Origin of the sequence: Blautia sp. CAG:257 (assembly GCF_000433815.1) — a bacterium.
GTDB lineage: Bacteria > Bacillota > Clostridia > Lachnospirales > Lachnospiraceae > Blautia_A > Blautia_A caecimuris.
In genome coordinates, this window is record NZ_HF998997.1 from 1 (window position 1) to 3,314 (window position 3,314).

Genomic DNA, 3,314 nt, shown 5'->3' on the forward strand with positions numbered 1-3,314 from the left:
CTGTGATTTATCACTGGAAATATAAAATGGATGAAATCAGTGAAGAGGAAGCGGCATCCGTTTGATATAGCAATTATTTAATATTCGTTATACTAGTAGAGCAGGCGAATGATCTATGTTTGTTGGATAAGCAGATTCAAGGATCGGTGAATGATGTATATACCAAACTGAAAGCAAAGAAATTGTTAGATGAAGGTATTGACTTGCAAAACGAAAGTAACTGGCATGAACATTCACATCATGTTTTAGCATGGCTCATCTTTGGTGATGGACTTAAAGTAGAAATAAAGAAAACAGTGTAAACAATAATGATGGTCTGAATTGTTCAGTGAATGATTCAGACTTGTGTTTATATAGAGGATAGTTAGATGAACAGAAAAATAATATTAAAATGGAAGATTGGGAAAATTGTCAAGGCTATAAAAAAATATGATTCAAAGACACAAAATGAAAGTATATTGCAGATAAAAAATGTACTTCGTAATGTATGTGTGAGTGATGATCAGAGAAAGAAATATATTGATTTGGTGTATAGAAGTTTCAAAGAAAAGGGGCTTGTATAATGTCATTAGAATTTAAAGATAACAGTAATGCAGTAAAAGAGATGCTAGAACGGTTATGCATTGCAGCGGTTACAGAAGCAGGTATTGAATTAATGGAACAAGTGCAGAAAAATACCAAAGTTGTGACAGGTAGGACAAAAGAATCGTGGCAGATGGATACCAAAGAAAATAGTCAAGGTGTAGCTGTTTGTGTTGGCTCAAATTATGAAAATGCTATTTGGGAAGAATTTGGAACAGGTGAATATGCGTTACATGGTGATGGTAGGAAAGGCGGTTGGTTTTATGAGGATGCAAAAGGGGGAGGGCATTTTACACATGGTAAGCAGCCTAAAAGACCGTTGCATAATGCCTTTGTATCAAAGAAAGGTACGTGTGAAAGAATTATAAAAGATAAGATAGGTGATTTGTAATGAAAAAATATGAAAAAGAAATTGCACAGATAATACTTGATCATGAAAAAGAAGTATTAGGCCTGTTAAAAGATAACTATGCTGCTGCCATAGCTGAGGTAAAAGAAAAAATTGCAATCTTGTCAGTAGTGGATGAAGGTTTGCAGAGTAAAATATATCAAAGACAGTACCAAGAGCGTCTATACAACATTCTTACAGAAATTTTAGACCGTCTGAACCAAAAAAATTACAATAGCATTGAAGAATACTTAAAGGATATTAGTGAAGATTCGTTTTTAGGTGCTATATATTCTTTACATAAGCAAAAAGCCCCGGTGATGATTATGTTGGAAGAAAGAATTATCGCAAATATAATCAATACCCCTGTGGATGGGATTAAACTATCAGAACGATTATATAAAAATACGCAACAGTTAAAAAAGAATGTTGTTGCAGAATTATCAAGAGGATTTTCAACAGGAAAAAGTTATCAGGAAATGGCTAAATCATTAAGTAATAAACTGACAAGCCCTTTTTCGCCGTCGTATAACCAGGCTTTGAGGATTGCCCGGACAGAAGGAGCAAGGGTGAATAATGCAACAGCTTTTGAAGCAATGAAAAAAGCAAAAGAATTAGGTCTTGATATTGTAAAACAATGGGACAGTACGCTTGATAAAAAGACAAGATCACACCATAGGATGTTGGATGGTCAGACTAAAGAGATTGAAGAGTATTTTGAAGTTGCAGGACACAAGGCTTTACATCCCTGTTCTTTTGGGATTGCATCAGAAGATATAAATTGTAGATGCTTCGCATTAATGCGTGTCAGATCCGCATTGAATGATGACTATACGAAATGGGATGGTGAAAATAATAAATTAGTACGGTTGAAAGCATCACAAAATTACCAAGATTGGAAGGAGATTTATTTACATGGATAAAATGAAAGCGATAGTAGAACAGGCATTACAAGAAATAGAAGCAGCAGAACAAATTTTGAATGAGGGAGAAGAAAAAGCAATGAAAACAAACTATGATAAATTTTATGAAAAAGAACAGCCGGAATTTGTGACTATTCAGGGAAATGAATTAAGATTGTATCGTGAAGGAATGCGTTTAGCTGTTTCTAAACAACCATGGAATAATAGAGAAGGGGTTCACATAGGAAAAACAGTTTCTATTGATTTGGCAGCAAATAAAGGGAATAAGGAATTGATTGATGTACTTCTGAAAGTGGTCGAATTGTTGAAGGGGTAACTTTATATACAGAGTATAAAAGCATTAGTGATAAAAATATCATTAGTGCTTTTTTAATGCTTATATAACGATTATATGAGTTGTCAGAGGTCTTCAAACATGGTAAAATATCAGTGTAGGGAACAATCGTGTTACAGGGTGGCTTGACCTCATTCTTGAAGAATGGGGGTGATGCTGATGGACAACAAAAATCATTTTGATTTCAAAGACTTAATTGCCTTCGGAATGTTCATTCTTGCATTGCTTACATTCGTTTTTACGTTTTGTAAGTAGCAATACATAGCAAAAACCACCCTGATACTTTGGTCGGTTCGGGTGGCTTTGCTTCTCAATTTATCCGGTCAACTCACCCAGTGGGCGGTTGTTCTCTTTACATCTATAATATAACACGATTGTTCAGAGTGTTCAATAGAAAGTTTAGTGATGATTATGAAACTGGAAGAAGCATTGAAAGCCTATGAGGATTGTTTTGGAGAAAACTATTTCTTCTATATGGGATTTACCAAAACAGATCAGGAAATTGTTGAAGAAATACAGAAGTGTATCAAGACTGGAAAGAAACAAAAAGAACCCCGGTATGATGAAGATAAAATATATTGATTTAGTTAGTTCAGAGTGCATAATAATTCATACAAACTGAACTTCTTACACGTTGCTTACAAAATGTCTGTAATGCCTTGAAAATACAAGGGTGTAAATTATGCAAGAGATAATCGACTGCTCAGACTATATCAAAATGGTTCAAAAACCCCGGAAAATCAAGGCTTTCCGGGGTTTTCTTATACCTAAACGGGCTGATATAGTTTGACTTGATTTGACCAAACGAGAGCCGTTTTCACCCAATTTTTAGTGGTTAAATATAGGACAACCGGCAAAAATGGGGTCAAAAAACGGCCTTAGTGGTTAAAAAATAGGACACCCAGAGAGCAATTTCGGGTGTATTTTTGAGGGTGATTTGGCACTCTCAGACACCGGATTTTTCGCTGGAGGGTTTGGCATAATCTGACCAAATCTGAACAATTAAATACGATTCTAATGCAGGCACTCAGTAACAAATAACTGGGTGCTTGGTGCTAGAATATAAATAGTACAAGTCAAAATGAGA

At 35.0% G+C, this 3,314-nt stretch carries 6 protein-coding genes; all 6 read left to right on the forward strand.

What is annotated here, in order from left to right:
* The first annotated feature begins 119 nt into the window (after positions 1-119).
* The 6 genes from QVP40_RS02220 to QVP40_RS02245 all read left to right on the forward strand — a co-directional run bounded on the left by QVP40_RS02220 (position 120) and on the right by QVP40_RS02245 (position 2,809).
* Entirely contained in the window at positions 120-302 is a 183-nt protein-coding gene (locus QVP40_RS02220; protein ID WP_288200215.1) for a hypothetical protein, read from the forward strand.
* A gap of 66 nt (positions 303-368) precedes the next feature.
* Positions 369-563: a hypothetical protein gene (locus QVP40_RS02225; RefSeq protein WP_022066874.1), complete on the forward strand. Its 195-nt coding sequence runs from the start codon at positions 369-371 to the stop codon at positions 561-563.
* Entirely contained in the window at positions 563-973 is a 411-nt protein-coding gene (locus QVP40_RS02230) for an HK97 gp10 family phage protein (RefSeq protein WP_022066875.1), read from the forward strand. The genes QVP40_RS02225 and QVP40_RS02230 overlap by 1 nt, the downstream gene beginning before the upstream one ends.
* The gene (locus QVP40_RS02235; RefSeq protein WP_022066876.1) at positions 973-1,893 is read left to right on the forward strand and encodes a phage minor head protein; all 921 of its coding nucleotides are present in this window, start codon (positions 973-975) and stop codon (positions 1,891-1,893) included. The genes QVP40_RS02230 and QVP40_RS02235 overlap by 1 nt, the downstream gene beginning before the upstream one ends.
* Entirely contained in the window at positions 1,886-2,209 is a 324-nt protein-coding gene (locus QVP40_RS02240) for a hypothetical protein (RefSeq protein WP_022066877.1), read from the forward strand. Before QVP40_RS02235 ends, QVP40_RS02240 begins: the two co-directional genes overlap by 8 nt.
* Before the next feature lie 423 nt (positions 2,210-2,632).
* Positions 2,633-2,809, forward strand: a complete 177-nt coding sequence (locus QVP40_RS02245) for a hypothetical protein (RefSeq protein ID WP_288200221.1) — start codon at positions 2,633-2,635, stop codon at positions 2,807-2,809.
* Positions 2,810-3,314: the final 505 nt, after the last annotated feature.

Bases quoted from the DNA above. Each gene is read 5' to 3' on its own strand.
- QVP40_RS02225 (WP_022066874.1), top strand. From the start codon at position 369: ATGAACAGAAAAATAATATTAAAATGGAAGATTGGGAAAATTGTCAAG.
- QVP40_RS02230 (WP_022066875.1), top strand. From the start codon at position 563: ATGTCATTAGAATTTAAAGATAACAGTAATGCAGTAAAAGAGATGCTA.
- QVP40_RS02235 (WP_022066876.1), top strand. From the start codon at position 973: ATGAAAAAATATGAAAAAGAAATTGCACAGATAATACTTGATCATGAA.
- QVP40_RS02240 (WP_022066877.1), top strand. From the start codon at position 1,886: ATGGATAAAATGAAAGCGATAGTAGAACAGGCATTACAAGAAATAGAA.
- QVP40_RS02245 (WP_288200221.1), top strand. From the start codon at position 2,633: ATGATTATGAAACTGGAAGAAGCATTGAAAGCCTATGAGGATTGTTTT.